General features: G+C 57.0%; 23 protein-coding genes. 8 read left to right on the forward strand and 15 right to left on the reverse strand.

Going from position 1 to position 26,844, the window contains the following annotated elements:
- Positions 1-252 precede the first annotated feature (252 nt).
- The 3 genes from OHL22_RS19645 (at position 253) to OHL22_RS19655 (ending at position 3,551) form a co-directional block, all read left to right on the forward strand.
- Complete coding sequence (locus tag OHL22_RS19645) at positions 253-1,362, forward strand: hypothetical protein (protein WP_263341208.1); 1,110 nt, start codon at positions 253-255, stop codon at positions 1,360-1,362.
- A gap of 740 nt (positions 1,363-2,102) precedes the next feature.
- Positions 2,103-2,561: a hypothetical protein gene (locus OHL22_RS19650; protein ID WP_263341209.1), complete on the forward strand. Its 459-nt coding sequence runs from the start codon at positions 2,103-2,105 to the stop codon at positions 2,559-2,561.
- 222 nt (positions 2,562-2,783) lie between these two features.
- Positions 2,784-3,551: a hypothetical protein gene (locus OHL22_RS19655; protein WP_263341211.1), complete on the forward strand. Its 768-nt coding sequence runs from the start codon at positions 2,784-2,786 to the stop codon at positions 3,549-3,551.
- Positions 3,552-3,664: 113 nt separating this feature from the next.
- Here the strand turns inward: OHL22_RS19655 and OHL22_RS19660 are convergent, their stop codons facing one another.
- Positions 3,665-4,189: a hypothetical protein gene (locus OHL22_RS19660; protein ID WP_263341213.1), complete on the reverse strand. Its 525-nt coding sequence runs from the start codon at positions 4,187-4,189 to the stop codon at positions 3,665-3,667.
- 265 nt (positions 4,190-4,454) lie between these two features.
- Here OHL22_RS19660 and uvrA point away from each other — a divergent pair, with 265 nt between their 5' ends.
- Positions 4,455-7,385: an excinuclease ABC subunit UvrA gene (gene uvrA, locus OHL22_RS19665; RefSeq protein WP_263341215.1), complete on the forward strand. Its 2,931-nt coding sequence runs from the start codon at positions 4,455-4,457 to the stop codon at positions 7,383-7,385.
- A 51-nt stretch (positions 7,386-7,436) separates the two neighbouring features.
- Here uvrA and OHL22_RS19670 read toward each other — a convergent pair whose 3' ends face one another.
- A complete protein-coding gene (locus OHL22_RS19670; RefSeq protein WP_263341218.1) occupies positions 7,437-8,042 on the reverse strand; it encodes a hypothetical protein in 606 nt (201 codons plus the stop codon).
- A 118-nt stretch (positions 8,043-8,160) separates the two neighbouring features.
- The gene (locus tag OHL22_RS19675; RefSeq protein ID WP_263341220.1) at positions 8,161-9,393 is read right to left on the reverse strand and encodes an acyltransferase family protein; all 1,233 of its coding nucleotides are present in this window, start codon (positions 9,391-9,393) and stop codon (positions 8,161-8,163) included.
- 192 nt (positions 9,394-9,585) lie between these two features.
- Here OHL22_RS19675 and OHL22_RS19680 point away from each other — a divergent pair, with 192 nt between their 5' ends.
- From OHL22_RS19680 to OHL22_RS19695, 4 genes are all read left to right on the forward strand, one after another.
- The gene (locus OHL22_RS19680) at positions 9,586-10,977 is read left to right on the forward strand and encodes a Gfo/Idh/MocA family oxidoreductase (RefSeq protein ID WP_263341222.1); all 1,392 of its coding nucleotides are present in this window, start codon (positions 9,586-9,588) and stop codon (positions 10,975-10,977) included.
- A gap of 122 nt (positions 10,978-11,099) precedes the next feature.
- Complete coding sequence (locus tag OHL22_RS19685) at positions 11,100-12,410, forward strand: tetratricopeptide repeat protein (protein ID WP_263341223.1); 1,311 nt, start codon at positions 11,100-11,102, stop codon at positions 12,408-12,410.
- A 35-nt stretch (positions 12,411-12,445) separates the two neighbouring features.
- Positions 12,446-12,922, forward strand: a complete 477-nt coding sequence (locus tag OHL22_RS19690) for a hypothetical protein (RefSeq protein ID WP_263341225.1) — start codon at positions 12,446-12,448, stop codon at positions 12,920-12,922.
- Between the two features lie 88 nt (positions 12,923-13,010).
- Positions 13,011-13,610: a hypothetical protein gene (locus tag OHL22_RS19695; protein WP_263341226.1), complete on the forward strand. Its 600-nt coding sequence runs from the start codon at positions 13,011-13,013 to the stop codon at positions 13,608-13,610.
- A gap of 185 nt (positions 13,611-13,795) precedes the next feature.
- Here the strand turns inward: OHL22_RS19695 and OHL22_RS19700 are convergent, their stop codons facing one another.
- The 12 genes from OHL22_RS19700 to recN all read right to left on the reverse strand — a co-directional run bounded on the left by OHL22_RS19700 (position 13,796) and on the right by recN (position 26,595).
- On the reverse strand, positions 13,796-14,761 hold the full coding sequence (locus tag OHL22_RS19700; protein WP_263341228.1) for a phytoene/squalene synthase family protein: 966 nt from the start codon (positions 14,759-14,761) through the stop codon (positions 13,796-13,798).
- Between the two features lie 104 nt (positions 14,762-14,865).
- The gene (locus OHL22_RS19705) at positions 14,866-16,008 is read right to left on the reverse strand and encodes a zinc-dependent alcohol dehydrogenase (protein ID WP_263341230.1); all 1,143 of its coding nucleotides are present in this window, start codon (positions 16,006-16,008) and stop codon (positions 14,866-14,868) included.
- A gap of 5 nt (positions 16,009-16,013) precedes the next feature.
- On the reverse strand, positions 16,014-17,141 hold the full coding sequence (locus OHL22_RS19710) for a zinc-dependent dehydrogenase (RefSeq protein ID WP_263341232.1): 1,128 nt from the start codon (positions 17,139-17,141) through the stop codon (positions 16,014-16,016).
- Positions 17,138-17,854 (reverse strand): phosphorylase family protein, encoded by a 717-nt coding sequence (locus OHL22_RS19715; protein WP_263341233.1) that lies wholly within the window; start codon positions 17,852-17,854, stop codon positions 17,138-17,140. Before OHL22_RS19715 ends, OHL22_RS19710 begins: the two co-directional genes overlap by 4 nt.
- Positions 17,851-18,846, reverse strand: coding sequence for a hopanoid-associated sugar epimerase (gene hpnA / locus OHL22_RS19720; RefSeq protein WP_263341235.1), 996 nt, complete (start codon positions 18,844-18,846; stop codon positions 17,851-17,853). The genes OHL22_RS19715 and hpnA overlap by 4 nt, the downstream gene beginning before the upstream one ends.
- Positions 18,847-18,932: 86 nt before the next feature.
- On the reverse strand, positions 18,933-19,358 hold the full coding sequence (locus OHL22_RS19725; RefSeq protein WP_263341237.1) for a hypothetical protein: 426 nt from the start codon (positions 19,356-19,358) through the stop codon (positions 18,933-18,935).
- A 24-nt stretch (positions 19,359-19,382) separates the two neighbouring features.
- A complete protein-coding gene (hpnH, locus tag OHL22_RS19730; RefSeq protein WP_263341238.1) occupies positions 19,383-20,510 on the reverse strand; it encodes an adenosyl-hopene transferase HpnH in 1,128 nt (375 codons plus the stop codon).
- Between the two features lie 23 nt (positions 20,511-20,533).
- Positions 20,534-22,594 carry a squalene--hopene cyclase gene (gene shc / locus OHL22_RS19735; RefSeq protein ID WP_263341239.1) on the reverse strand — a complete coding sequence of 687 codons (2,061 nt, stop codon included), beginning with the start codon at positions 22,592-22,594 and terminating at the stop codon, positions 20,534-20,536.
- Between the two features lie 87 nt (positions 22,595-22,681).
- Positions 22,682-23,689, reverse strand: coding sequence for a 4-hydroxy-3-methylbut-2-enyl diphosphate reductase (locus OHL22_RS19740; RefSeq protein WP_263341620.1), 1,008 nt, complete (start codon positions 23,687-23,689; stop codon positions 22,682-22,684).
- 97 nt (positions 23,690-23,786) lie between these two features.
- Positions 23,787-24,116 (reverse strand): ComEA family DNA-binding protein, encoded by a 330-nt coding sequence (locus OHL22_RS19745; protein ID WP_263341240.1) that lies wholly within the window; start codon positions 24,114-24,116, stop codon positions 23,787-23,789.
- Positions 24,117-24,229: 113 nt separating this feature from the next.
- Positions 24,230-24,700: a DUF6036 family nucleotidyltransferase gene (locus OHL22_RS19750; RefSeq protein ID WP_263341242.1), complete on the reverse strand. Its 471-nt coding sequence runs from the start codon at positions 24,698-24,700 to the stop codon at positions 24,230-24,232.
- Between the two features lie 200 nt (positions 24,701-24,900).
- Positions 24,901-26,595 (reverse strand): DNA repair protein RecN, encoded by a 1,695-nt coding sequence (gene recN / locus OHL22_RS19755; RefSeq protein WP_263341243.1) that lies wholly within the window; start codon positions 26,593-26,595, stop codon positions 24,901-24,903.
- Positions 26,596-26,844 lie beyond the last annotated feature (249 nt).

Below are 26,844 nucleotides of genomic sequence, written 5' to 3' on the forward strand. Positions count from 1 at the left end.
ACTGCGATAGCTCAGTCGGGCATTCTTATGAATGTCCATTCGATCCTCCGAAGATTCCTAGTTGCTCGTCACAACCAGCTTCTCCGGTCCAAATCGAATGGACAACCTCCTGAAAGATCACAGGTGGCCCTGGTCTCGGTAACGCTTCCCAACCACGCTGAGGGTGGAAATGCGTGAACGATTCCACTTGTGCTTTCCTCGGACGGGTGGGACAATTGCGCAAAATTCATACCTCCCCTGCAAGGAGTTCCAGTGAAATTGCAGATGCGTTTCTTCGTCCGGGCCGCGTCCATGGCGGCTCTTGTGAGCATCTCTTGCTTGCCAGCTATCGTCAAAGCCCAGGCAGCCGTAGATGCGGTGGAGCAGCAGGACATCCAGGCGCGCACAGCCTGGCGCGAAACCATGCACCAAACAGTCGCACCCGCGAGAGGGTGTTTTCATGCCACTTACCCCAGCACGTTTTGGGAAGAAGTGGAATGCGCTCCGGCTCCGGCCTGGCGCTCGGCGCTGCCGTTGGCTCGCAACCGGGAACAGGTGGTCGGCAATGGACACGACTACGTCTTTGGAGCTCCCGCGGGCAGCTTGATCAGCCTGGCCAAGGGCAGCTTTCCGACGGTGAAGGGCGTGACCTCGGAGAAGAGCGTGGGCGTGGCGGCTTTTGGCGATGGAGGCATTCTGGGAACGAATGAATACACGCTGCAGGTCAACACGAACTTTTATCTGGGCTCAGCGGCTTGCGCCGGCTACAAGAACTGCGTTGCCTGGCAGCAGTATGTGCTCTCGACCAATACGCCTGTCTCATTGACCAGCGCCAAATTGACCCGAGACACAGAAGTCTTTATCGAGTATTGGCTGATCGATTACGGCGTCCATAATGGACGCAATATCTGCCCCACCGGATTTATCGACAGCGGCGAAGATTCCTTAGGGCCTGGCGACGATTGCGTGCAGAACACGCCTGCAACCCTGGTGGCCAAAGGACAACTGCCCATTACCGATCTGGCCAGTCTGACGCTTTCAGGCTCCGCCTCGGCCGGCGGTACGGACGCGGCCACCGTCACTTACGACGGGGAAGCGTACACCGCCACCGTCGTCAACAGCTACACCGACATGGCGAGCGGCTGGACGCAGGCCGAGTTCAATGTGTTCGGCAACGCGGGCGGATCTGAAGCGGACTTCAACTCTTCCGGCGTGTCGATCACGGTGAAAGTAGCGGCGACCGACGGCTCTTCGGCTTCGCCGACGTGCGTTGCGCCCTCGAAAGACGACGGCACTACGGGCGAAACCAACAACCTGAAGCTGGGCTCGTGCACAGCCACGGGCGGACGCGCGCCGTATATCGAGTTCACGGAGACGAACTAGCTCCGTTGCCGGGACGCCTTGGGCGCGCCAGTCGAATCGCAAAAAGCCAAAGGCTGCCGCGCCGAATACGCAGCAGCAGGTGCCCCATCCTTTCCGCGCTCTTTGCGGAAAGGGTGGGATAGCAGATGCTCGCAGCACCTAAGCAAATTCGTGAGCAGCACGAACCGCTTTTGCTTTTCTGTCTGTCATTCCCCTCAGGGGAATCTGCTTCTCCCTGAGAAAGCCTAAGACCCCAAGGCGGGTGGCCAGGAGGGGAGAGCCGAGTGCCCCATCCTTTCTACGTTCTTCGTAGAAAGGATGGGATAGCGATTGCTCGCAGCGCCTAACCAAATTCGTGCGCAGCACGAACGCTACAATCCAACATGCCCACAGGTCCGACGGACAAGCCTGTGCAGGAAACGAAGCATCGCTGAGTTCAAGTCTCAAAAGCAAAACCTGGGTAACCGGTAATTTGATTTCAGACCTTGCCACCCGCCAAACATAAGATGAGCCACCCATCAGCTCGCCGAGATTCGTCGTTACATACCGTAAAACCGTTGTTCACCAAAAATAACTATCTACTCATGGCAGAGCCATACTCTGACCTTTTAAGTTCGATGCTGCTTGGGATGACTAAAGTAAGGCTCAGATCTCATTCAAAACAAAAAAATCTCGCTTTACATTAACTATATTGACGCGTATTGTCTTTACCCATATATCACTCAACATGAAAGCCTCTTCGGAGACCTGAGACATCTCATATGGGCAAAAAAACTCGCTTTTCCGACTATTTCCAGTTAGATAAGACTCAAGCGCAGCTTGATTTTGTAGACGTTCCAGTCGAGACAGACATACCGCTCTTTGTGGACCCTTATGCCCTGCATATTTCTGGCCAAGACTGGCTCCGTGAATGTGGAAACTCTGTTGTCGAGTATTTTCAGAAGCTAGTTGATCAAATACGAAAGGGAAACAATAAGGCCGCTCTTCAGCTGCTAGATAACTTTCATGAGCCGAACGAAACACACCTGGGCTTTTCCAGTGCTCGGCCATCAGGACGTGGGTGGGGACCCACACAAGCAAGACAACTTCACGAAATTCTCAAAAATAGCGAAGTCGTTCGAAGCGGCGATTTAAAGGATCTCGGTGACTACGAAATGTTCGTGCCCGGAATTGGACCCGATAAAATCTCCGATTTGGCCACGAATATTCTCAAAAGCTAGCTTCTTATCTATACAGAAAATCAGTGTGAACTACATGGTATCCCGACCGAAGAAGTAAATTCTGGTAGATATTGGGATGTCGGCACAGGAAACTTTGTCTCACGCTATGCCAAACTGCCTTTGTATCGTGGGGCGCCGATCATTCTGGTTCCCAAAACAGCGGTTCGCTTTCGTCTGATTCCAAACTCCGAGAAGTTCTATTCCCGATTCGTACTCGACTATTTGGAAGCTGAACTAATCAATGCAAATGACTCGCTAGTAACAGTACTTAAGAATGGCACAAGGAAAATTCTTAGACGCGATTTGCGCGAACGGTTCCGGTTTAACCGCGAAGATTTGCATAGATTCTCACGCCAGCATCCAGAAATTCTCAAAAAATACAAGGAAACACTTCCTGCGCAAGCGAAACCCATATCAGACTTTGATATTGAGTTACGTCAAAAATATCCCCGGGAAATCAACCTCGCCGATTTGGTGTCTCAACTTGACGGAATCAAACCAGGTGGATCAGATGCTGGCAAGTACCATTCGGCAATACTCGGCATACTTCAAGCGATCTTCTACCCCTCACTCGCCAATCCGAAAAAAGAGGTCCCTGTTGACGAGGGACGAAAACGAATTGATATTACGTTCGACAATGCCGCGGAGTCAGGGTTCTTTTCTCGAATAGTTCATCACCATCAAGTTTTTGCGCCGTATGTGCTCGTTGAATGCAAAAACTATTCACAAGACCCTGAAAATCCGGAGTTTGATCAATTGAAAGGACGTTTCGGCCGTAAACGAGGAAATTTCGGGCTGCTAGTATGCAGAAGAATCGACAATCCCGATCTAATGCTGAAGCGATGCAAAGACATCGTAAACAACTCCGATCAAATCATCCTTGTACTCGAAGATGTCGACATAAGAGAACTAATCCGACTTCGAAATACAAGAGGCGAAGCTGGCGTCACGTCATACATGCAAACAAAATTGAATCAGATTTTAATGTAGGACTACTCGAAGGCGGGTGGCCCTGGCCTCGGTAATACTTCCCAACCACGCAGAGGGTACCCCCGGTCTCGATTTTTGAGACCGGGACAGCGAATCTTCATCAACGGGATAACTCAACGCCCCCTGCCATCTTTCATCCAAGGCTTCAACTTATCCATCTCGTTGGTTACACTATTCCGTCTTACCACCTCTTCCATCTTCGTATCCATCAGCTTATATAACTGATCCTTCCGGTCCACCACCTCAGGCTCCGGCGCGCGATTTGGATGATATGCCGCTTCCCTCGCCCGCTTGTCCCTGAGCCTCCGCGCCGTCACATCCGGCCTCATCCGCATCGAGAGCGCCGCCATCTCCAGATCCCATCCTTCCATCCGGACCTCCACTCGCATCACTCCCATCCGCCGCAGCGCCGCCAGACCCGCCGCCGGATTCAGAAACCTCCGTGGTCTGCCTCTCTTCACACTCACCAGTTCGGCAATTGCGTCTGTCTGTGTAGAAGCCCGAATCGCGAAACTCGCGTCCGTTGCTTCCAGCCACACCTGCCGGAATGCTCCCGCCTGCCAAAGCACTTCAAAGTCGCTCTGCGTGTAGTAGAGCCTCTCCGGAGCACGATCCTCCAGCTTCATCTTTCTCGTCATTCACTCCCCCGACTTTTATTGCGCATCGTCCGGCGCGGATTGCGCAGCGTCTCACCGTGATTGCGCAATGTCCGATTCCGATTGCGCAAAGTCTCACGCTGATTGCGCTTCGTTTCACGAACATTGCGCATCGTCCCGCAGTCTCTTGAATCGAATTTCCAGACGCGCACAGCCTATAATCAACAGTGAAGAATTGTCCCCAGACCCCTGAATTCATCCTAGGGAAACGCACCATAATTCCACGCAATCCTTCTGCATAAGGCCCATGTCGAACGATGCCATCCTCATCCGCGGCGCGCGGACGCACAATCTAAAGAACATAAGCTGCGACATCCCGCACGGAAAGCTCACCGTAGTCTCCGGCGTCTCCGGCTCGGGCAAGTCGTCCCTCGCCTTCGACACCGTCTACGCCGAGGGCCAGCGCCGCTACGTCGAGTCGCTCTCCGCCTACGCCCGCCAATTCCTGGAACGCATTGAAAAACCAGACGTTGACCTCATCGACGGCCTCGCCCCAGCCATCGCCATCAAGCAGAAAAACACCACCCGCAACCCCCGCTCCACAGTAGCCACCGCGACGGAAATCTACGACTACATGCGGCTTCTCTACGCCCGCTGCGGCACCGTCCACTGCATCCACTGCGACGGCCTGGTAGGCCGCGACTCCGTGGACGAGATCGCCGCCGCAATCCTCACCCTGCCCGAAAGTACGCGTCTACACGCCATCTTCCCCATCCGCAGCAAGGCAGAAGACGAGAAAAAAGAGGAAGAAAAACCAGTCCGCCGCACCCGCAAAGCAGCCGTAAAGTCAGCAGAATCAGTAGAAATCTCACCTTCACCGCTGACCGAAGCACTGAAAACTCGCCTCTCCGAACTACGCGCCAAGGGCTTCAACCGCCTCTATCAGCACGGCCAGATCTACGAATTCTCCAGCCCCGAATCGCTCATCGATATCGATTTTTCCCTGCCTGTTTTCGTCTTGATCGACCGCATTGTCGTCGATTCAGAGAACCGCGGCCGCATCGTAGATGCCACTGAAATCGCGTACCGCGAGTCAGGCGAAGTCATCTTCGAAGAAGTCCCACGCGACTCTGAAATCGACCCCAGAGACCGTATAAAGCATCGTTTTTCAGGCGCTTACGAGTGCCGTACCTGCCACAGGCCTGGCCGCGAACCCGAGCCGCGACTCTTCTCGTTTAACAATCCATTCGGCGCCTGCCCGCGCTGCCAGGGCTTCGGCAACACCATCGATTTCGACCTGAACCTGATCGTTCCCAACAAGTCGCTGAGCCTGAATGACGGCGCAATCGACCCCTGGAACCGGCCCAAATACCGAAGCTGGTTCACCGAGCTGAAGCGCCAGTCCAAAGCACTCGATATCCCTATGGATGTGCCGTGGCAGGACCTGACACCGCTCCAGCAGGAAATCCTGCTCTATGGCGACAAGAGCGCCGGAGGCACTGGATTCGCCGGCATCTATGGCTTTTTCAACGAGATGGAGCGCAAGAAGTACAAGCTGCACGTGCGCGTAATGCTCTCGAAATACCGGGGCTATGCGACCTGCCCCGAGTGCCGAGGTCAGCGGCTGCGCGCCGAGGCCCGCGCCGTGCGGCTCAGCGGCAAGAACATCTGCGAGGCCAGCGCACTGACCATCTCCGCAGCGAAGAACTTCTTTGACGCGCTTGAGCTCTCGCCGATGCAGGAGGAGATTGCAGGGCCGATCCTTGAAGAGGTGCGTGACCGCATCAAGTTTCTCGACGCTGTTGGGCTCGACTACCTGACGCTGGACCGCCTGGCCAGTACACTCTCCGGCGGTGAGGCCCAGCGGATTCAACTGGCGACATCGCTTGGATCGCGATTGGTTGGTGCGCTCTATGTGCTCGATGAGCCCTCGATTGGCCTGCATACGCGCGATACGGACCGGCTGATCCGTATCCTCAAGAACCTGCGTGATTTAGGAAACACAATCCTGGTCGTTGAGCATGACCCTGACGTGCTCCGTGCTGCGGATCATCTGCTTGATCTTGGGCCCGGAGCTGGAGAATTTGGCGGTAAGCTGCTTGCCGATGGCACGGTTCCAGAGATTCTTGCAAACTCCAATTCGCTGACCGGCCGCTATCTGTCGGGGCAGCTTTCGATTCCTGTGCCCACACGTCGGCGTGAGCCGGGACGTGAACAGCTGGTACTGCGCGGCGCGCGAGCCAACAATCTCAAAAACGTTGATGTTGAGATTCCGCTGGGAATGCTGGTGGCTATCACTGGCGTTTCGGGATCGGGCAAGTCATCGCTGGTGCATCAAGTGCTTTATCGGGCTGTGGCTCGCGCACTCGGGCAGTCCGACGGAGCAGACCCGACGGGACTATTCAAAGACCTGAAGGGGGCTGAGCGGCTCAATGATGTGGTGCTGGTGGACCAGACACCGATTGGGCGCACGCCACGCTCGAATCCTGTTACCTACATCAAGGCTTTCGACCTGATACGTGAGCTTTTTGCCGCACAGCCTGAGGCAAAGAAGCTCTCGCTTACTCCGGGTCATTTCTCCTTCAACATTCCCGGTGGACGCTGCAAGACCTGCGAAGGGGATGGAACTGTCACGGTAGAAATGCAGTTCCTTGCCGATGTGGAGCTGCCCTGCGAGGACTGCAATGGCACTCGCTATCAAGCAAAGATTCTCGGTGTGCACTACAAGGGCAAGAACATTCACGAGGTGCTGAATCTCACGGTCAAAGAGGCGCTACGCTTCTTCGTTGGCATTCCACGGTTGCTAGACCGGCTTGCTGTGCTGGATGAGGTTGGGCTTGGGTATTTGCGGCTGGGCCAGTCGGCAACGACGCTTTCGGGTGGCGAGGCGCAGCGGGTGAAGCTGGCGGCGCATCTGGCGCAGGTGCGCGCAGCGAATTCGAATGCGAAGCCGAGTCAGGCTAGCCGCGTGCTTTACATCCTCGACGAGCCGACGACTGGATTGCACTTTGACGATGTCTCGAAGTTGCTGACAGCTTTCCGCAAGCTGATCGATGGCGGTGGATCACTGATTGTCATCGAGCACAACCTGGATGTGATCAAGTCGGCGGACTGGGTGATCGATCTTGGGCCTGAGGGTGGTTCGGGCGGTGGGCAAATTGTGGCTACGGGGACACCGGAGGAGATTGCGGCGAACCTGCATTCGTTTACCGGGCAGTGGTTGGCGAAGGTGCTTTGACCTGACCATCCCCGGCGCGACGTACGCAGGAACGTCGTTAGCGCTGTTCTTTTAAGGCTTGGATAATCTAATGGCCAGCCCGGTTCCGTGATAAGAAAAAATCGATTGGCCCTTTGACTTGATCTTGTCGCGGCTCGCACGCTCTTTTCCACCGGCCGGGTCCACGTAGGTACCGTCTGGCCTCTGAAGTATCCAATGTACGCCCAAGGCTGGCCCAATGCACACACAGTGCATGGCACGCTCGTTTGCAGCCAGTGCCATATCACCAATGTCTGAGGACGTACTGTTCTCTGTAAAAGGCAGACAAGCCGCGATCTCGTGGGGATATTGCCATTTCAGCACACCTGCGCTGAAGGTTTTGGCCAAGACCACTGTGCCAGTCATTCCCATATATCTCGCGGCCTCAACCACTCCGCTCGGCATTGAATATCCTGCCTGTCCAGCACCGGAAACCTGATAAATGCCCCGCTGCCATTCAATCAGCCATGGCGCTTGAGCGGTGCTCGGCTTTGCTCTGTTGTTAATAAGTATGCTCAACTTACCGGTCGCGGGCAGACCCGTATTGTCCGGATCGGAATCGAGTTCTAAAGCGGCGGCCAGCACACAGGCAGCGCCGCAGCTTAGGTCAGTGTATTGAGCAATGGTGGCTTTGGGCATAGCCTCCTCTGTGCACAGTTTGTTGGGGTGCGATCAACCTATCACACTAGTAACGGTCTTTCGATTACAGGCTCTCAATCGCCGGCAATCTATAGCCGAGCAGAGTTCGCTCTAGCCATCACACACGCAGAAAGAGCTTCTTCTTGTACATCCAGTAGAGGACATACCAGTAGAGCAGCATGACGGCTATGCCGGTAAGTAGTGGTTCGTAACCGAGACCGAAGATCTGGAATGGGGCGCGGCTGAAATTGATGCGCAGGTTGTCGATGAAGAAGTCTTCCCAGAGATGGGCGATGAGGTAGGCGGCGATGGAGTTCATGCCCACTACGACGAGTGGGAAGGACCAGCGGCGGTAGCCTTTGACGTCAATGATCCATGAGAAGGCGGCGAGGAAGAAGAAGCAGACGCCGCCGCTCCAGAGGGTCCAAGCGGGGGTCCAGATACGCTTGACGATGGGGCAGATGTGACCGAAGTGGAGCGCTAAACCGCCAAGACAGAGCGCGGCTCCGGCAATGAGGAATTTCTTGACTGGAATGCGAGGGGCAGCTTCGCGAAACCACTCACCCGCGCGCAGGCCGAGGATCATGGTGCCGAGGGTGGGAATGAAGCTAAGGGTGAGATAGCCTCCGTCATTGAACAGGAAACGCGAGGACCTTGGAAAGAGATTTAGGAACCAGAGGTCGAAGGCCTGGCCCAGGTTGCTGTTCTTGTTCCAGTGCGATAAGAAACCGGTGAAGTTATATGGCCAGTCTGCCGGCACGCCTACGGCCTGGTAATTAAAGTTTGGTCCCGGTGGGGGATAGAGCGCCCAGGCGAGCCAGTAGCCGAAGAGAAGTAGGCCGAATGCGATCCACTGTACGCGCGGACGGCGGAAGGCAAGCAGGAAGCAGAAAGTGTAGCCGAGACCGATCTGGGTGAGGGTGTCCTCAAAGGTGAAGTAGGTTTGCGAATGGCCCAGAGAGCGCAGGAAGAAGCCTAGGAAGATGAGCACAAGGCTGCGCCAGATGGTGTGCCACAGCAGTTTCTGAAAGCTGTCTCCGCGACGCAGGCGGCTGGCGACGGAATATGGAAGCGCCACGCCAACGAGAAAAGTAAAGCCAGGTTGGATGGTGTCATGGAGGCTCATGCCGGCCCACTCGACATGGCTCTGGTTGTAGGCGAGGATGTGCCAGAAGACGCTGGTGGGATATGCCTTCCAGACATGCCAGAAGTGCATGACTTCGCCCATCATAAGCAGCATGACGAGGCCGCGATACGCATCGACGGCCATGTTGCGCGACATAGCGGCGGTGGGGCGTTCTGTTGCGGTTGGCGGAGGAGGAGCTTTATCTATGACGGCCGTGGCGCTCATAAGGATTCTCTCGTTTGTCTCGCGTCTGTCTCGTGTCGTGCTGGGGCGTAGTTCTTTGAATGCGAAATCATCGCACATCGCGGCGAGGGATTGAAAGCGTTTCCTTTTTAAGGTTTATAGTGTTGCAGTGCAATCGAGAAACAATTTAAGCGTCTGAAATCGAATAGCCCTGTGTGGCGGATTGGGAGAGTGATGAGCGAAGAGTTGCCGGAGTTGGTAAATGACCGTTCGCGAAGAGATTTTTTGAAGCTGGGAGCGGCGTCTGCGGTCGGCCTGGGGGCGGCGGGACTTGGCATTGCATCCTTGCATGCCTCTGAGGTCGAGGGTGCGCCTGCTGCAGCAACGCATGCGGAGACGATGATCGGTGTTCCGTTTGCGGCGGAAGAGGCGAGGATCGGAATTATCGGCGTTGGAGGGCGTGGCACGAGCCTGCTGCAGAATCTGCTGGGTGCGGATGCGAAGGTGCTGGCGCTTTGCGACGTTGTGGCTGAGAAGGCGGAGCATGGGCAGGGGATGGTGGTGAAGGTAGGGCAACCTGCTCCGGAGCTGTATACGAAGGGCGATCATCACTTTGAAGCGCTGGTAGCGCGCAACGATCTGAATCTGGTGATTATTGCCACTCCGTGGCAATGGCATGTGGAGATGGCCATTGCGGCGATGAAACATGGCAAGCATGCGGCGACGGAGGTTCCTGCAGCGACTTCGATTGAGGACTGCTGGAAGCTGGTGAATACGTCGGAGCAGACGCGGCGGCACTGCATGATGCTGGAAAACTGTTGCTATGGTGCGAGCGAGACGACGGTGCTGCGCATGACGCATGCCGGGCTGTTTGGCGATCTGCTGTATGGCGAGGGAGCGTATCTGCATGACCTGCGCGAGGAGTTGTTTTCGCACCAGGGCGAGGGATTGTGGCGCAGAGCCTTTCACACGACGATGAATGGGAATCTCTATCCGACGCACGGACTGGGGCCGGTGGCGAATTACATGAGCATCCAGCGTGGAGACCGGTTCGATTACCTGGTGTCCATGAGCACACCGCAGCGCGGACTGGATGAGTATCGCAAGGCGCATCTCGACAAGAGCGATCCGCGATGGGCAGAGAAATACATCGAGGGGGACATGAACACTTCGCTGATCATGACGGCGAAGGGGTTGAATATTACGGTGAAGCACGATGTATCGAATCCGCGGCCGTATAGCCGGATCAACATGATTGCGGGAACGAAAGGGTTGTTTGAAGATTATCCGCCGCGGATTTACTTCGATGGACAGGCGGGCGGCGAGGAGTGGGGATCGCTGGATGCGTGGAAGCAGTATGAGCATCCGCTGTGGACGAAGGAAGGCGAGATCGCGAAGAAGCTGGGCGGCCATGGCGGCATGGACTTCATCATGCTCTACCGGCTGCTTGAGTGCATGCGCGAGGGATTGGCGCCGGACATGGATGTGTACGATGCGGCGACGTGGTCTGCGCCAGGGCCGCTGAGCAGGGCTTCGGTAGCGGAGGGATCAGCACAGAAGAAGTTTCCGGACTTTACGCGCGGGAAGTGGCAGCAGCGGTCGGCTTCGGCTATCGCAACCTCTTGACAGGTGTGAAACGGACTGGGCGGGGCGCGGCTGAAAACTGCCGTTCTCTGCCCTGTCGCGTCTAACGGCAAGACCGCAGTGGCAAGTGGCCGCGTGCCGGTACACTTGAACTGAGGGTGTTTGTGCGTCGATTGCAGTTTTTGCCGCTTGTTTTGCTTGTTTGTGGATGTGTCTGGGCTCAGGATTCTGCGCCTGCCAAGGATGCAGCGCCTGCCGATAAGCAGGCAGAGGTTTCTCCTGAGATAGCAAAGGCTGAAGCGGCGCTTTCGAAGAGTGACTGGAAGACGGCAGAGCCGGTGCTGGATGCGTGGATTGCTGGGCACCCGAATGATGCGCGGGCGCTGTTTGATGCGGGCTATGCAGCCGATGAGCAGGGCCGGAATGACGATGCCGCGGCGTTTTATAAGCGATCGGTAGCGGCGGACCCAAATAGCTTTAACGCGCAGATTTCGCTGGGACTGCTGCTGGCGCGGATGGGAAAGTCTACTGAAGCGCGTCCGGCGCTATGGGCGGCTACACAGCTCGATCCGGGGCCGGTTGGGTCTGCAGCCAAAGCTAAGGCTTGGCGGGCGCTGGCGCATATCGATGCAGAGGGGAGCAATCCCGATACGCAGCAGGCATCGATCGACCTGCTGGAGGCGCTGAAGCTGAGTCCGGAGACTCCGGAAGATACGCTGCTGGCGGCGCAACTGGCGGAGCGCAATGATGATATGGCTGGCGCGACGGCCGCGTACCGGCGAGCATTGAAGGCCGATCCGGATTCGCGGGAGGCGACAGCGGGGCTGGCACATATTCTGATCACGCAGAAAAAGTATGCCGATGCCGAAGCGCTGCTGACGCCGCTGCAGAAGAAATATCCGACGGATGCGACGCTGACGGCGCAACTGGCCGCAGTTCTGGTGGCAGAGGACAAGGCGGACGCACTGCCTCTATTGGAGCAGTACCACCAGCAGCATCCTCAGGACAAGGCGATGACGCGGATGCTGGCGCAGGTGGAAGCGGATGCGGGCAATTACGAGCAGTCGGACCAGTTGTATGTGGCGCTGCTGGGTGGCGACCCGAGGAATGCCGATCTGCTGGCGGGGCATGGCCAGAATCTGATCCGGCTGAAGCAGTACGGAGAAGCAATGCGGGCCTTTGAGGCCGCAACGATGGCCGACGAGACCGACGGCGAGGCGTGGAATGGGCTGGCATTTGCCTCGTTTGAGATGCACCAGCCTCAAGTGACATTGAAAGCTCTTTCAGCCAGATCAAAATATTTACCCGAATCGCCCATCGTCCTCTTCCTTTATGCGGCATCATACGATACGCTTCGTGACAAGAAGCAAGCCGCCGCCTACTATCACCGATTCCTAGAATCCGCCCAAGGCAAGTTTCCCGATCAGGAGTGGCAGGCGCGACAGCGGTTGGCGCTCATGGAGAAAAACCCATAAGCTGCCGATGAACCGGAAAGTTCCGGAGGTTCGGTATGCGTTGCAAGATTTCGCTTTTCGCTGGCTCTCTGGCTGTTATTTCCATCCTGTTGGCTGCGGCTCCGGCGTGCAAAGCATTTGCGAGTCTGGACGATAAAATACCCAGCGCTCAATCCATTGCTGCGTTAGAGCTAAAGGCGAGTCAGGCTGCTCCTAAGGAGCAATGCTTCCTTTACGCGGAACTGGTGCATGAGATGATCGAGTACTCCTCCGCAGAGTATGCCGCTGGCAACTACGAACAAGGCGCTGACACCCTGAAACATGTGAATGAGTTTGCTCAGAAGATTCACATACTGGTGACGGACAATGAGAAACGCCTGAAGAATGCGCAGATTTTGCTGCGGCACACAGCCTTCCGACTGAACGAGCTGCTGCATTCCACATCCATGGAAGACCATCCACTCATTGAGAAGACGCTCGCTCAGGTCAACCAGGTACAAAACGAAGCGATGCTCCAGGTCTTCCGTAAGTAACGCTTTCCTTCCGAACAAAACTCTCCACGGCATGGCTACAGGTGTGCTTGAATGGTGGCCTGAGAATTCATCGTTTCAAGTGGGCTCTATGTTCAAGAAACTTTCGATTCCCTTCTCCTGTGCGGCATTGCTGCTGTTCGGCTCATGCGGCTTGATGGCCCAACATCAACGAACGGCTTCGCTGACGGATTCTGAAGTAGAAGCTGTGCGAGAAGCGGCTGTGTTTCCGACAGAGCGGGTGAAGCTGTATACGAAGTTTCTGAATGAACGGGCGGACAAGATCAGGGCGCTGACGAATCGGCCGAAGTCCGGACAGCGTGTGCTGAAGCTGGATGACGATTTGCAGGATTTTACGGCGCTGCTGGATGAGGCGAACGACAATCTCGATCAATATGGCGACAGGCATTCGGATATTCGCAAGGCGCTGAAGCCGCTGTCGGATGATTCATCGCAGTGGGCGACGATTCTGCGGGCATTGCCGGGTGAACCGGGGTTTGAACTGTCGCGCAAGGAAGCGATCGAAGCGGAAGAGGATCTGGCCGACCACGCGAAGCGGCTGCTGAGTGAGCAGGATGCCTATTTCGCTACGCATAAGGATGAAAAAGGACAGGAGCGCGACGACGATCAGGTGAAACCGGGAGACACTCCGAAGCCGGATCAGCCTAAGCCGGAATCGCCGCAAGATTAGAGTAGTCAGCCTGAAATATGTGACATTCTTCAGCCAACGGTAGAGCCTAAAGAGACTGCTGAAAACACCCCTCGGGGGCTGAAGCCCTATTGATCTGATTGAATTGAACGGCACGGCTGAAGCCGTGCCCTTTCAAAACAAGCGATCTCATGATTTTTTTGCAGCGGAGGCTAGCTGGAAGGGATTTACTTTGCGAGGAACGGCCGCAATAGCCGTATTGCGAAGATTTGCGCCAGGCCCGAGCCGAGGATTGCGAGCTTTTGTGCGGTTGGTACGCTGGCTCGTGATGTGAAGACGTCGTAGTTGGCGTTTTCGATGCGCTTCAGGAGCTGATGGTAAATGCTGACCAGAACGCGCAAGGCGGGCCGGCTCTCGGCATCGATCAAAGGCAATAGCGCTTGCGCCGAAGCATAGTAGGCCTCTGCCCGGTTGCCGATTTCGCGGAAGAGGTCTCGCTCCTGGCTTGTTGGTGTTGCGGCTGAGTGATGCAACAACTGTTCGAGAGTGACGCCGTGACGATCCAGGTCTTCGAGTGGAAGATAGACGCGGTTGCGCTCTGCGTCTTCGGCAACGTCGCGGAGAATATTGGTGAGCTGGAAGGCGATGCCTGTTTCTTCGGCGAGCTTTTCGGCGCGCTGGTCGGAATAGCCAAAGATGCGAATGCAGACGAGGCCAACGACGGAAGCGACTAAATAGCAGTAGCGGTATAGATCCTGAAACGTGGCGTAGGTATCCGGGGTGGCTGTGTCGGCGGATTCCAGATCCATGGTGGTTCCGGCGACTAGCTCGTCGAGCAGGCTAAAGGGGATTTGGAAACGCGTGGCCGCGTCACGGACAGCTATGAAGACCGGATCGCTGGTTTCTGCTCCTTCGCGAGCCTGCTTCCATGCGGTGAGCCATTCGGTTACCTGACGGCGCCGTTCCTCGCGGGTGAAGCTTTCGTCGTCGCAGAGATCGTCGGCCTTACGCATGAAGGCATATATGGCGCAGATAGCGTTGCGGCGCGCCGATGGGAGCGCCACGAAGGAATAATAAAAATTCTTGGCTTCGCGCCGGGAAATCTCGCGGCAGACCTCATAGGCTTGCTCGATTGCAGGGACAGGCGCGGCAGCTATCGGTCTTTCTGTTCCGTTTACCGTTTGAGGGGTCATGCGGAAGCGATTTCACTCCAGGCCGCGAGGAAGGATCGGCCTTTGAATCTCAGTCTTATCGCAGGCTTGATGGTTATGGTCATTGCAGGGCTGGGCTGACCTATCTATCGTACTGCTTTGCCGAGCGGGTGCGCCCCGTTTGGCAGAATCGCGGTCTTGATGTGGTTGCCATCGTTGCCGCGATCAAGCAGGCGAGCAAAAGCCGATTTCAGATCAGCCAGTGGTGCGTGGCCGGTGATGAACTGGTCAGCTTGCACCTTACCGCTGGCAATGAGGTGGAATGCCTCACGGCAGATTGCCGGCGTGTGATGGAACGTGGCCTTGAGCGTCAGGTCGCCGTAGTGAAGACGGTTGGTGTCGAACTGCACATGCGTGCCGGTTTCAGGGCCGCCGAAGAAGTTAACGACGCCGCCGTTGCGCACCATGTCCACCGCCTGCTCCCATGTCTCGGGGCGGGCAACGGCTTCGATAGCGATATCGACGCCGCGGGCAGCGGGGGTTAACTCGCGAACGGCGCGGGTAACATCGTTTGACGACATGGACGAGAGAATCTGAACAACATGCTCAGCGCCGAGCGCGCGGGCGACTCTGACCTGGGCGTCGTATTTGACGACGGCGATGACGCGGCATCCGTAAAGCGCCGCGGCATGAATCAGCATGAGGCCGAGCGGGCCTCCGCCGATAACGGCAACGGTGTCACCGTGGCGAGGATGCGAGTCCTGCAGGCCATGGAGCGCGCAGGCGAGTGGCTCGGTGAGAGCAGCGAATTCCAGGGGCAAGTCCGAAGGGGCAAGCAGTGTGTTCTTCTCAACGATGCGCGGGGTGATGCGCATGTATTCCGCGTAAGCGCCGTTGTTGAAGATGAGGTCTTCGCAGAGGTTTTCCTGGTGGCGCTCACAGAAGTAGCAGTCGCCGCAGGGAGCGGAGTTGATAGGTACGACGCGGTCGCCGATGGCAAATTCTGAAACGCCTTCGCCAACTTCGGCTACGATCCCGGCGAGTTCATGTCCGAAGAGCGCTGGGGGGCGGATCATTTTGGCGTGATAGCCGCGGCGAAAAACCTTTAGATCGGTGCCACAGGTGAGAGCGGCGGAGACGCGCACGATCAGTTCGCCTGGCTTGGCGCGCGGCACCTCCACCTGCTCAATGCGCACATCTTCCTGTCCGTAGAGGACGGCCGCCGTCATGGTCTTGGGCAGTGTTGCCGCGTCGGCCGTCGGGATCAGGTCTGGAACAGTGGGAGACATGACAGTTACGCTCCGGCCAACGACGTCGCGTGTTCAATGAGAATCTTCATCGAGGTGGCTGAAGGATTGGATGCAACATCAATCGCTTCGACTGAACTTTCTAGTGTAAAGCGATGTGAGATTAGACGGGTAAGATCAAATCCGTTACTGTATCCGCCGAAGACGAGCTCTTCCACCTCCGGCTCAATATCGATGGAGGAAGAGTAGGAGCCGAGCATGAATTTCTCTTCCATGCAGACGACGCCCGGATCGAAAGTGGCTTCGCCGTACTGGGTCTGCGCGAAGAGCAGTACTTTGCCTCCGGGACGGACGGCGTTCATCGCTGTCTTGATAAGCCCATTGCCGCCTACGGCGAGGATGACGGCATCGGCGCCGCGGCCTTCGGTAGCGTCGCGAAGACGCTGGGCAACATCTTCCGTGCCAGCATGAATGGGATGGCGCAGGCCATAGTTTGCGGCGATGACGTGGCGCTCGGGATAGAGATCCGAGGTGAAAACGGTTGCGCCAGTGCGCTGCGACAACGCTGCAAGCAGGATGCCGATGGGGCCCTGGCCGATGACGAGGACGGTTTCGTCCGGCAGCAGGTTGAGTGACTTTACGCCTTTGAGAACGGTGTTGACCGGCTCGACAAATACGGCCTGCTCGAAGGGGATGCCGTCGGGGATGCGGATTACGCCGCCGTCGCGGACGATCCAGTCCATGGCGCGGACATATTGCGCGAAGCCGCCGCCTGAAGGAGTGAAGCCTGCGGTAACTCCGGCGGGCTTATAGACGGGGCACTGAGCATAGGTGTGTTTGCGGCAGTAATAGCATTTACCGCAGGGAACGTGGTGATAAACCACTACGCGCTCACCGATGGAGAAGTTTTCGACGCCTTCGCCTACGGCTGCGATGGTGCCCGCTGTTTCATGGCCGAAGATGCGAGGGGCGGAGTGCGAGCCGGTGTGGATCTTCTTGAGGTCTGTGCCGCAGATGCCACAACATGCGACGCGGATGAGGATCTCGCCGGGACCGATCTCGGGCACCGGCACCGTCTCCACACGCATGTCGTTGACACCACGATAGACGGCGGCGCGCATGGTGGAAGGGATGGAAGTTGAGAATGTTTCCTGCGGTGCTGTCACGGTGCTCATGCTGGACGTGTCCTGCTCTCCTCAATATGGGCTCGGATTTCGAGTTGCAGCCTCTCCGCAGCCAGTTTAGCGCTCTTTGCCATATTGCGGACAGGCGACCATAAAGATGGCCGCAGAGCTACGTGCAGGCCGAAAGCGGCTTCGCGAAATTGTCCTTCGGGAGTCGCGAATTGTTCCATGTCAGGAATTTCGAAGTGGGACTCATCGGAGACTGCTTTGATTACGCGAAAGGAAATGTCATGGGCTCGTGCGAGGCGGGCCACAGCGGCTGCTTCCATATCGACAGCAACAGCGTAATAAGAGATTGCCAGACGCTCTTTTTCCGTGGCGCTCGCGGGAGTTGCCACTGTGACCAGGACTTCGGCCAGTTCGGTGGAATCGGGGTCAGAGATGAAGAAGCGCTCACCGGTTTTAACATCGATGACGATAGTGGGGTGAACGACGTCACCGATATGCAGGCGGGGATTGCAGGCTCCGGCCCAGCCGACGGAGATGAGCTCCGAAGCCGGGCAGAACTGGAGCGCGGCCTCGACGGCGAGGGATGCACGGTGCATACCCATTCCAGCGCAGACGATAACTGCGTCGTCATTCCAATAAAGATGGATGTGGCTGCTCTGCAATTTTTCATCGGTATGCCAGTTTTGAACGAGTGCTGCAACTTCACGCTCGAGAGCGGCGACAAAAATGGGGCGAGGCCGAGGATCGATGGTCATGATGCGGGCGCGTATCCGTGGGCGCGAAACCACTCGATGGCCGCCCGCATGGCTGGATAGACAGCTGTGACGCGGAAGCCGAGTTCCTGCTGCGCGCGTGCGGAGGAAGCGAACATCTTCTTGCGGCCCATCTTCACTTCTTCCAGAGTAGCGCGCGGCTCTTTGCGCAGCAGGCGGCCTGTGATGTTTTCTTCGAAAAAAGCGTAGGTTGCCGCGATGGCGAAGGGGATTTCAGTGGTGGGCGATGGGATGCCGGTAATGGCGGACATCTTGTCGAGTATCTGCTTGAGGGTGAGATTTTCACCGCCGAGAATGTAGCGTCGGCCGGGAGTTCCCTGATCGAGTGCGTCGGCATGGGTTTTGGCGACTTCACTCACATCGACAAGGTTGAGGCCGGTGTCGACGTAGGCTGGAAATCTGCGATTGAGAAAATCGACAAAGATGCGGCCTGTGGGTGTGGGCTTGCTATCGTGCGAGCCGATGGGCGTAGTGGGGTTGAGGATTATCACCTGCTGCCCTGCTTCGGCGGCCTTAATCGCTTCAAGCTCGGCGAGAAACTTGGATCGCTTGTAATGGCCAACCATGTCGGCGAGTGAGACTGGGGTGTCTTCGTTGACGATGAGGCCATCGGAGCGAAAGCCCATGGTGGCGACGCTGGAGGTGTAGACGAAGCGGCGGACGCTGGCTTCGCGAGCGAGGCGCAGCAGTTCACGTGTGCCATCGACGTTGGCGCGGTACATGGCGGCTGGGTCGGGAATCCAGAGGCGATAGTCGGCGGCTACGTGCATGACGGCGTCGCAGCCTGCGAGCGCGGGAGCGATGGTGGATGGATCGGATAGGTCGCCGATAAAGGTTTCGCCGGTGATGCCTTCAAGATTCGAGAGGTTACTGCTTTTGCGGACCAGCAGTCGCAGATCGGCGCCGCGCGAGGCTAGCTCGCGCGCGACGTGGTGACCGACGAATCCGGTGGCGCCGGTGAGGAATATCTTCATACGGGTGAACAGTGAACAGTGGTTAGGACAGTCTATCGCTATAGTCCTAGGCCGGTTCACCTTTGAAGGCAACGGATGGAACCCAATTAGTCCAGGGCTTCGGGGTGCAGGGCAATATTCTTTTCGCCTGCCGCTTTCTTCTCAGCGTACTTCTTGAGCCAGTCTTCCCAGTGCTTGCCTGCGGCGCGATCTTTGCCCGTGAACTCGATACGGGCGATGCTGCCGTAACTTGCTTTGCGCTTTTCCGTGCCCTTGGCTGGGAAGAAGCGCACGAAGGAATCGGCGAGTCCTTTGCCGGTGAAGCGATCGAAGACATAGCCCTCGACGCGCTCGCCATCCTTGAAGGTCAGCGTGATGTCGCCGCGATAATCGAAGGCCTTTTCGAGGGCACTGCGCAAGTCTTCTTCGCTGGCGAGCTCGGGAATCCAGCCTTCGAGATTTTCGTGCTCAAAGCCTTCGACTACCTCAAGCTCATCGATGTTGACTGCGTTGTGCTGCGTGGGCTGGCTCATTCGGCGCTCCTCATCGAATCGTCCTCAGGCATTTGTTTCGCCGAGCTTAGCGGCAGGGGCAATGGTGGTGACGAGGTGTTCGCGCTCGGCAACAAAGCTCGAATGATTGTCGAGCAGAGCGAGGGCTTCCTTGTCGGAGTAGGTAGAGAAGAGCGCAGCCTTGGCCATGGCGAAGAAGCCGGCGAGCGATCCAAAACCATGCGTGACGGCCGTTGGCTCGTAGCCGCAGCTCACCATGCAGTTGGCGCACTTGGGATTGCCGCTGGCGGCGCCGTAGTTCTCCCACTCGGTGGTCTCCATCAGCTCCTTGAAGCTGTCGGCGTAGCCATCCTGCAGCAGATAGCAAGGCTTCTGCCAGCCGAAGATGTTGTACGCGGGCGAACCCCATGGGGTGCACTCGTAATTGCGCTTGCCCATCAGGAACTCAAGGAAGAGCGGGGACATATTGAACTTCCACGACTTCTTGCGGTTCGAGAGGATGGCGCGGAAGAGGCGGCGTGACTTGGCGCGGCCGAGGAAGTGCTGCTGATCGGGAGCCTTGTCGTAGCTGTAACCGGGTGAAAGCACGATGCCTTCGACGCCGAGCGACATTACGGTATCGAAGTATTCACGGACCATGTTGGGGTCGGTGCCGTCGAAGAAGGTTGAGTTCGGCGTAACGCGAAAGCCGCGTTTAACGGCCTCCTTGATGCCTTCGACAGCAAGATCCCATCCGCCCTCACGGCAGACCGACATATCGTGGTGCTCGCGCTCGCCGTCGAGATGCACTGAGAAGGTCAGGTACTTCGATGGGGTGAACTCATGGATGCGCTTCTTGAGTTCGAGCGCGTTAGTGCAGAGATAGATGTACTTCTTGCGCGCGATGAGGCCGTTGACGATCTCGACGATTCTGTCATGCAGCAGCGGCTCGCCACCGGGGATGGAGACCATGGGGACGCCGGCTTCTTCGACGGCGGCGAAACATTCCTCGGGCGTGAGCTGTTTCTTAAGGATGTGCGGCGGATACTGCACTTTGCCGCATCCCGCGCAGGCCAGGTTGCAGCGGAAGAGCGGCTCAAGCATGAGCACCAGCGGATAGCGCTTCTCGCCCTTGAGTCTCTTTCCAACGATATAGCTTGCAACCGTCCACATCTGTGAGATGGGTACAGCCATGGTTCAAACCTCCTGCGCGGCGCTTAAGCCACTGCTTCCATCGCCCGCTTGTATGTGGTCAAAGCCAGCAGCGGGAAATAATTGCGGTACATGTGATAGGCAAGGTAAAAGACTCGTGGGAAGCCCGTGCCAGTGTAGATGGCCTGGCGAGTCATGCCCTCGCCGACTGACTCATCCCACTCGCCATTGGTCTTCTGCCGCTCCAGCAACCAGCGGATGCCCTTGGCGACCGAATCGCTGCGTGTGTCACCGGCAGCGAGCAGACCTAGAATTGCCCAGGCGGTTTGTGAAGGAGTGCTGACGCCTTCGCCGCGTGTGTCGGAATCGTCGTAGCTAAGGCAGCTTTCACCCCAGCCGCCATCGGTATTCTGCACCATGCGGATCCACTCGGCGGCCTGCTGCACCTGTGGCTCGTTGTGATCGAAGCCTATGGCTTCTAGTCCGCGAAGAACAAGGAATGTGCCATAGATGAAATTCACGCCCCAGCGGCCAAACCAGCTTCCATCCGGGCATTGCTCGCGCAGGATGAACTGAATGGCTTTTTCAACACGCGGATCTTTGCGCGTAAATCCGTACGTGGCGAGCATTTCAAGAATGCGTCCGGTGATGTCGACGGTCGGCGGATCCAGCATCGCGTTGTGATCGGCAAACGGGATGTACTGGAAGATCATCTTTGTGTTGTCTTTATCGAAGCTGCCCCAGCCGCCGGCCTTGCACTGCATGGAGAAGAGCCACGCGATGGCGCGTTGTGACACATCGTACTGGTAGCGCTCGCGGGGATTCTCAACCTTGCTGAGCGCCAGCAGTACCTGACCGGTATCGTCGGTGTCGGGATAAAACTCGTTGTTGAACTCGAAGTACCAGCCGCCCGGCTCAGCGCCGCGTACCTTAACCGCCCAGTCGCCCTTGTGACGAACCTCTTTCGAAAGCATCCAGTCAACAGCCTTGAGCAGCCGCGGATCTTCCTTGGAAACACCGGCTTCGCCGAGAGCGAAAACCGCATAGGCTGTGTCCCACACGGGGGACATGCAAGGCTGCATGCGGAAGGTTGGCTCGGAGTAGTCGGGAATGCCTGGATCTTCGATGCCGAGCTTCTCGAACTCATCGCGCGCGCGGATGACCTGCGGATCATCGTCGGAATAGCCGAGGCAGCGCAGGGCGATGATGGAGTTCATCATGGCCGGATAAATGGCGCCGAGGCCATCAGACATTTCTAGGCGCTCCAGCATCCACTTCTCCGCGCGCTTCAAAGCGATCTTGCGCAGCGGACGCAGATAGACGGCTTCGCCCCAATGGAGCATGCGATCTACGACCAAGAAGAAATTACGCCATGTAAAGAGCTTCGACTTGTCCATGCGCAGACGCAGATTTGCGTGTTCACGACCACCGACGAAAAGCTCGTCTATCCCCTGCTCCGGCGCGATTTTCTTATACGGCTTCTTCGCGTAGATGATCGACAGCGGCACGAGAATCGCGCGCGACCAGGAGGAAATCTCGTAGATGTTGAAGTAGAACCAGTTGGGCGCGAGAACGATTTCAGGCGGAACGGCAGGAACTGCGTCGTAATCGTACTGGCCGAGTGCACAGAGGTAAATCTTGGTAAAGGTGTTGCACCCTACGACGCCACCGTGCGCGAGGATCCATTCGCGGGCGCTGATCAAGATCGGATCGTCGGTGCTCATGCCCATGAGCTTGCAGGCGAAGTAACACTTGACCGAGAGCGAGATGTTGCCGGGACCGCCGGGGTAGATGCTCCAGCTACCGTCGTCGTTCTGGTAGCGGAGCATTTCGCGCAGAGCGCGTTCCATGCGTCCGGGATCGCCGCTCTCCAGCAGAACATGCAGGAAGATGTAATCGGCCTCAAGCATCGAGTCTGCTTCGAGTTCTCCGCACCAGAAGCCATCAGGCTGTTGCTGGGAAAAGACGTAGTCGATGGATCGGTCTACGGCTGTTTCGACATCCGTAAGATCTGCGTCAATTCTGCCGAAACGCGGCGCACGAGGCGACTCGCCGGCCGGTCCACCCTTGAACTCACTCGGCAGGCCAGATGCAGCGTGTTGTTTACTCGTCTGAAAATTACTCATGCGCTCTCAAAAGCTGCAAGTTCCCAAGAACTCGCGGTATTCCCCGATGCCCCTTACTCTGAGGCGGTACCTGAGTCATTGCACCAATCACTGGCGCACTGGAACGGATTGCCCACCGCCCGCGCCGCCGATGGCCTGAACGATTTCGGGCGGCAGACCGAAGCGCACATTTTCCGGCATCACTTCTACCTCTTCGACGCTGGAATAACCGTTGCGTTGCAAATAATTGATGACATCTTCGACGAGAACTTCAGGGGCTGAAGCGCCAGCCGTAACTGCAACTGTATCAGCGCCTTCCAGCCACTTCGGATCAATGGCCGCGGAGTTATCGATCAGATAAGCCTGAGTGCCGAGATTATTCGAGACCTCAACAAGGCGGTTCGAGTTCGAACTATTGGTCGAACCGACGACCAGAACCAGGTCGGCGCCATCGGCAACGTTGCGCACGGCAACCTGTCGATTTTCGGTGGCGTAGCAGATGTCCTGCGTATGAGGGCCGGCGATATTGGGGAACTTGACCTTCAGCGCGTGGATGATATCGCGCGCTTCGTCGAGCGAAAGCGTGGTCTGTGTAAGGTAAGCAACGCGGTTCGGATCGGGAACAACGAGAGACTCGACTTCTTCTGCGCTCGAAACAACCTGGGTTGCCTCGGGAGCCTCGCCCAGCGTGCCTTCAATCTCGTCGTGGTCGCGGTGACCAATGAGGATCAGCGAATAGCCCTGCTTGGCAAACTTGACAGCCTCGACGTGGACCTTGGTGACCAGCGGACATGTTGCGTCGATTACCTTTAGGCGGCGAGTCCTGCTGGCTTCGCGGACTGCGGGCGAAACGCCATGCGCGCTGTAAATGACGCGCTGGCCTTCAGGAACCTCTTCAATTTCGTGAACGAAAATCGCGCCCTTTTCCGCCAGTTCATTGACCACGAAGCGGTTGTGCACGATCTCGCGGCGAACATAAATAGGAGCGCCGAAGGTATCGAGTGCGATCTTAACGATGTCAATGGCGCGCACAACGCCAGCGCAGAAACCGCGCGGCTTGAGGAGCAATACGCGCTTTTTGACTTCGACAGCGTCCGAAGGACCGGAATGGGGAATGGGTTCCGAGGCTAAAAGTGTCACACGTCAAGTATACCAAGGAGTTAACCCTTTGGGGCGGCATCCTTAGCCGACCGAATATTAGCTTTAACTTCTTCTACTTGCCGGTCTTGGCGGGTTTCTTGGCGATAATCAAGCTCGCGATCTTATCGTAGGTGGCTGCGGGTACGATGCCACGGGATTTGAGTTGTGTCTTCATGGCGTAGGGGCGACCGTCGATGATCTTCTGCGCGTAAACATCGCCGATTCCGGGCAGCGCTTTGAGCTGGTCTTTCGTCGCGGTGTTGATATCGACGAGCGAGGCGGAAGCGACCGGTGTGGGAGGTGGAACTGCGGAGGATGTGCGAAGCGCAAGCGCCGGCCCTACACCAATAAACAGGGCCAGAATGAATGCGAAGAGGCTTGTGGCGACGCGATTGGCTTTCATTGGCATACTTTCCTCCGATGGGTTCTGAAGCTTTGATTTCGCAGACCCGCCATCATAATGCGAAGTGGGTTGGAGGATGCAAGACGAATCTGAAGCGTCCCGCGTGGGCCGGATTACGAGTTCGGAGCTCGTTCGATTTGGTCTGTATCTTTAAGCCGCCTGGCGTCCAATAGATCCTGCTCCCGTCCAGCTTGGAGCTTATTTCGAATGAGATCGGCTTTCGAGATCACCGGTGCAGATATATTTCCATCGATAAGCCCCTCGATACGATTTTCCCAGGCTTCTTCAAAAGAGACACCGAAAATCTGCTGCAACAGGTCTATTCGCGCTGGAGGCTGACCAATTTGAAAGGCTGAGTTATCTCGGAAATCAGCGGGTGTGAGCCCATCGAGAGGCGCGCCGAACTGCGCCAGTGCTTTGTATACGGCTTCGCTATTTACTACATCGGTTGCGATGAAGAGATCCAAATCCTTCGTAGCGCGCGGCTCTACATAGACACCAAAGGCGTAGCCATCAATGATCAGGTATTTAACTCTTTGCTCGTTGAATGCGAGTAAGAGTTCTTTGAGGTCTGGAGGCATCATGGCCTGCGGCTCCTTTGAAGGCTGCTGCAAAAGCGTACGCGGCTTCGCTCACATCCCAAACAGCCGTAAGACGATCGCCTACTGGCAGACTTTGCCAATAGCGATAAGTTTCAAGTTCCTGCCGGGACGGATCAAGCACCCGCTGAATTGTCCTTGCACTCTGCATGTACTCTTCCATTATAGCTTTCCTCGACAATAACTTACCGGCTGGCGGCGATCATCTGGCTGGCGTGGTGCTGGCTAGCTTCGGTGACGACTGCGCCGCTGAGCATGCGAGCTACTTCTTCTATTCGAGCACGGTCATCGAGCAGGCGAATCTGGGTCTTGGTGCGGCCTTGCGACTCGCGCTTTTCGATGAGGAAGTGCTGATTGGCAAAGGCGGCGATTTGAGGCAGATGAGTAACGCACAACACCTGCTGAACGCGGCTGAGGGCCTTCAGCTTCTGGCCTACGGCTTCCGCGGCGCGGCCTCCGATGCCGATGTCGATTTCGTCGAAGACGAGGGTTCGCGGTGTGACTTTTTTTGCCGAGGATTTGCCAGCGGGGCGGCCAGTTCCCTCTTCGACGCTGACTTTGAGCGCGAGCATGACGCGGCTCATCTCGCCGCCGGAGGCGATCTCGTCGAGTGGCTTTAGGGGCTCGCCGGCGTTGGTGGCGATGCGATATTCGACCTCGTCCCATCCATGGGCTGCCCAATCCGCCTCGTCCTTGCGTGGCGTAACCGTGACCTCAAAGCGCACTTTCATGGCGAGATCGTTAATCTGTTTTTCAGCCAAACGAGCGAGTTTTGTGGCTGCGGCGGCACGCGCCGCGCTGAGCGCCTGTGCATGCTCGGCATACCGCGCGCGAGCCTTTGCCAGGTCGGCACGAAGCTGCTTCAGGATTTCGTCGCGGTCTTCGACTTCAGTCAATTTGCGCGCTACGTCTTCGCCAAACGCGATGACCTCGGCGATGCTGCCGCCGTACTTGCGCTTGAGGCGGTCGAGAGTGACGAGACGTTCTTCTATCTCGGCGAGACGGTCGGGAGAGGCGTTGATGTTCTGCGCATAGTCGCGTAGCGTGTCGCTCAGATCATCGACGATGGCGCGGGCCGAGGCTAGCTGCTGCACTGAATCGGCAAATTTACTGTCGTAGCGTGCAAGTTCTTCGATATTTCGCTGTGCAGAACGAAGCGTTGCTTCCGTGGAGTTTGCCCCGTCGTAGAGCAGGTCGAAAGCCCCCATGGCTGCGGCGTAGATCTTTTCGGCGTTGGCGAGAACACGCTTTTCGTTCTCAATCTCTGTGTCTTCGCCAGCGATGAGCTGCGCAGATTCGATCTCTTTGCGCTGGAAAGCCCACATATCGACCATTCGCAGGCGATCTTGTTCGCCACGTTCCAGATCATCGAGCTTTTGAGCGGCTTCGCGCCATACTGCGTGCGCTTCGGCGACGTTTGTCGTGTCGAGTCCGGCAAAGCGGTCGAGCAGGATGCGCTGCTGGGACTGATCAAAACTCGACAGTGTTTCACTTTGGGCATGAACGAGTGCGAGCTCAGGTGCGAGCAGCCTGAGCACGGCGACGGTAGCCGGTTGATTGTTCACGAAAACGCGGCCTTTGCCGTTGGCGAGAATCTCGCGACGGAGGATGATTTCTGTTCCGGTGGCGTCGATGCCGTTCTCGTCGAGAATGGCGTCTGCGGCAGGCGTCGCTTCAAAAACACAGGAAACAACGGCCCGATCGGCGCCATGGCGCACTACATCTGCCGAGGCCTTGCCGCCCATCAGCAGAGCTAAAGCGTCTACCAGTATTGACTTGCCTGCGCCGGTCTCGCCGGTGAGCAGGTTGAGGCCGGGACCGAAGACAGCAATGGCGTGATCGATGACAGCGTAGTTCTCGGCGCGCAGTTCCACGAGCATGGTGTGTACATTTTCCGCTATCGAGATGCCTGAGGTCCCGGTCTACAATAAATAGTGCGGAAGCCCGGTCGACTGTGAAGCCCGTAGAGGAGCGGATCGAGCGCAGCATATCATGACCCGCACTTGTGGAACCGCTTGAGGAGGCTCCTGGGGATCAACTTACGCATAAGTTGACTCTTCTTGCGCATCTTTGCAGTGAGAATTCGCCTAACAACTTGGATGGTGAATTTTCATCTGCTAATTTTTTAG

The organism is Acidicapsa dinghuensis (genome assembly GCF_025685685.1).
In the GTDB taxonomy this organism is placed as follows: domain Bacteria; phylum Acidobacteriota; class Terriglobia; order Terriglobales; family Acidobacteriaceae; genus Acidicapsa; species Acidicapsa dinghuensis.

What these genes read in the sequence shown, in the direction of transcription:
- uvrA (WP_263341215.1), top strand. Translation starts at nt 4,455, where the DNA reads ATGTCGAACGATGCCATCCTCATCCGCGGCGCGCGGACGCACAATCTA.
- shc (WP_263341239.1), bottom strand. Translation starts at nt 22,594, where the DNA reads ATGAGTAATTTTCAGACGAGTAAACAACACGCTGCATCTGGCCTGCCG.
- OHL22_RS19750 (WP_263341242.1), bottom strand. Translation starts at nt 24,700, where the DNA reads ATGATGCCTCCAGACCTCAAAGAACTCTTACTCGCATTCAACGAGCAA.
- OHL22_RS19675 (WP_263341220.1), bottom strand. Translation starts at nt 9,393, where the DNA reads ATGAGCGCCACGGCCGTCATAGATAAAGCTCCTCCTCCGCCAACCGCA.
- OHL22_RS19690 (WP_263341225.1), top strand. Translation starts at nt 12,446, where the DNA reads ATGCGTTGCAAGATTTCGCTTTTCGCTGGCTCTCTGGCTGTTATTTCC.
- OHL22_RS19725 (WP_263341237.1), bottom strand. Translation starts at nt 19,358, where the DNA reads ATGAGCCAGCCCACGCAGCACAACGCAGTCAACATCGATGAGCTTGAG.
- OHL22_RS19700 (WP_263341228.1), bottom strand. Translation starts at nt 14,761, where the DNA reads ATGACCCCTCAAACGGTAAACGGAACAGAAAGACCGATAGCTGCCGCG.
- OHL22_RS19710 (WP_263341232.1), bottom strand. Translation starts at nt 17,141, where the DNA reads ATGAGCACCGTGACAGCACCGCAGGAAACATTCTCAACTTCCATCCCT.
- recN (WP_263341243.1), bottom strand. Translation starts at nt 26,595, where the DNA reads ATGCTCGTGGAACTGCGCGCCGAGAACTACGCTGTCATCGATCACGCC.
- OHL22_RS19745 (WP_263341240.1), bottom strand. Translation starts at nt 24,116, where the DNA reads ATGAAAGCCAATCGCGTCGCCACAAGCCTCTTCGCATTCATTCTGGCC.
- OHL22_RS19650 (WP_263341209.1), top strand. Translation starts at nt 2,103, where the DNA reads ATGGGCAAAAAAACTCGCTTTTCCGACTATTTCCAGTTAGATAAGACT.
- OHL22_RS19670 (WP_263341218.1), bottom strand. Translation starts at nt 8,042, where the DNA reads ATGCCCAAAGCCACCATTGCTCAATACACTGACCTAAGCTGCGGCGCT.
- OHL22_RS19715 (WP_263341233.1), bottom strand. Translation starts at nt 17,854, where the DNA reads ATGACCATCGATCCTCGGCCTCGCCCCATTTTTGTCGCCGCTCTCGAG.
- hpnA (WP_263341235.1), bottom strand. Translation starts at nt 18,846, where the DNA reads ATGAAGATATTCCTCACCGGCGCCACCGGATTCGTCGGTCACCACGTC.
- OHL22_RS19680 (WP_263341222.1), top strand. Translation starts at nt 9,586, where the DNA reads ATGAGCGAAGAGTTGCCGGAGTTGGTAAATGACCGTTCGCGAAGAGAT.
- OHL22_RS19695 (WP_263341226.1), top strand. Translation starts at nt 13,011, where the DNA reads ATGTTCAAGAAACTTTCGATTCCCTTCTCCTGTGCGGCATTGCTGCTG.
- hpnH (WP_263341238.1), bottom strand. Translation starts at nt 20,510, where the DNA reads ATGGCTGTACCCATCTCACAGATGTGGACGGTTGCAAGCTATATCGTT.
- OHL22_RS19705 (WP_263341230.1), bottom strand. Translation starts at nt 16,008, where the DNA reads ATGTCTCCCACTGTTCCAGACCTGATCCCGACGGCCGACGCGGCAACA.
- OHL22_RS19660 (WP_263341213.1), bottom strand. Translation starts at nt 4,189, where the DNA reads ATGACGAGAAAGATGAAGCTGGAGGATCGTGCTCCGGAGAGGCTCTAC.